The sequence below is a fragment of the Streptomyces sparsus genome, assembly GCF_054776295.1.
Genome location: NZ_BAAHCA010001144.1, coordinates 1 through 1,384, shown reverse-complemented (window position 1 = coordinate 1,384; position 1,384 = coordinate 1). Strand labels below are relative to the sequence as shown.

Annotated in this window: 1 protein-coding gene and 1 pseudogene; both read left to right on the top strand. The window is 73.3% G+C overall.

The window, feature by feature from the left end; translation table 11 throughout:
• Window positions 1–546: pseudogene (locus ACYVE9_RS26985) on the top strand (hypothetical protein); the annotation flags it as partial.
• 209 nt (window positions 547–755) lie between these two features.
• A complete protein-coding gene (locus ACYVE9_RS26980) occupies window positions 756–1,277 on the top strand; it encodes a DoxX family protein (protein ID WP_461030513.1) in 522 nt (173 codons plus the stop codon).
• The last annotated feature ends 107 nt before the right edge of the window (window positions 1,278–1,384 follow it).

Genomic DNA, 1,384 nt, shown 5'->3' with positions numbered 1-1,384 from the left:
GACCGCCCGCGTGCGGCGGACCTGCTCACCGACGACGCCGGACGCGGCAGTCTCGTCCCGGCCCAGTACGTCCTGGTCGCCGCGGTCGCGGTCGGCTACGCGGGCGCGGCCCTCGTCCGGCAGCCCGAGCGGCTGCCAGAGCTGCCCCTCACCCTGGCGCTGCTGACGGCGGTGTCCGCCGGCGTCCACCTCGCCGGTCGGTGGACAGCGGGCGGTCGGCCGGTCGTGCACTCGGTCGTCCGTTCCCGGGAGGCGGGGGACCTGGACGCGCCGATCCGGCCGGGCGACGACATCGAGATCCGCGGCACCGGGTTCGTCCCGCCGGGCGCCCGACCGCCACACCTGCTGGCGCGAACCGTCGTGCGGATCGGCCCGGTCCACGTCCACGTGCCGCTGGTGCCGGTCCCCGGCGGCTTCGCCAATCCGTCCGACACGATCCTGACCGTGCCCGTGCCGGCGGAGGTCGAGCCGGGCATGCTGGAGGTGCAGGTCGTCACCGCGGCCGGGGTCGAGTCGAACCGCCACACGATCGAGGTCATGGACTGAGGTCAGGGACTGAGGTCAGGGACCGGGCGATGCCGGTCGAGGGGCGCTGAACCTGCCGTCCGGCCACCGCGTACTGCCTCACGAGAGATCAACGGGGAAGGCTCCCCGTACGCACGACACCACCGGAACCACGGCACCCGGCGTTCCGTTCCCACCGGAGACGCCGGAAGCGCAGGACACCGGACCACCTTGCGGGAAGGGGCAGCACCATGGCTCACTCGTCTCACTCGGATCGGCAGGACGGACCCCAGCTCGACCCGGGCGACGCCGGTCCCCGCGCGGACCTCGCGCGCCTGGCGCTGCTGCCGCTGCGGCTGTTCCTCGGCGTCACGTTCGTCTACGCCGGCCTGGACAAGCTCACCGACCCGGCGTTCCCGGCGTCCATGACCGCGCTGCTCCAGTCGATCCCCGGAGCCGCCGCGCCCTGGCTGCTGGACCTGGCGCTCAATGATCCGGAGACCTTCGGGTACGCCATCGCCTTCGGTGAGATCGCGGTGGGTCTGGGCACCCTGGTCGGGCTGCTGGCCCGAATAGCCGCGGTGGGCGGCGCGCTGATCTCGCTGTCGTTCTGGCTCACCATCAGCTGGGACGTCGGTCCCTACTACTACAGCCAGGACCTGCCGTACCTGGTCGCGTGGATCCCGCTGATCATCGCCGGCGCGCCGCTGTTCTCCTTGGACGCGCTGATCGGTCAGCGCCGCCGTCGCCGCGGCAACCGCAGCTACGGCTGACCTTCACCGAAGCCGGTCACAGCCCCGGTCGCCGAAGCCGACCACCGGTCCCAGCCACCAGGCCCCCTGGCCCGCACCGGCCGGCCCCGCGCCCCGGCCGGGCGGTG

What these genes read in the sequence shown, in the direction of transcription:
- ACYVE9_RS26980 (WP_461030513.1), top strand. Translation starts at nt 756, where the DNA reads ATGGCTCACTCGTCTCACTCGGATCGGCAGGACGGACCCCAGCTCGAC.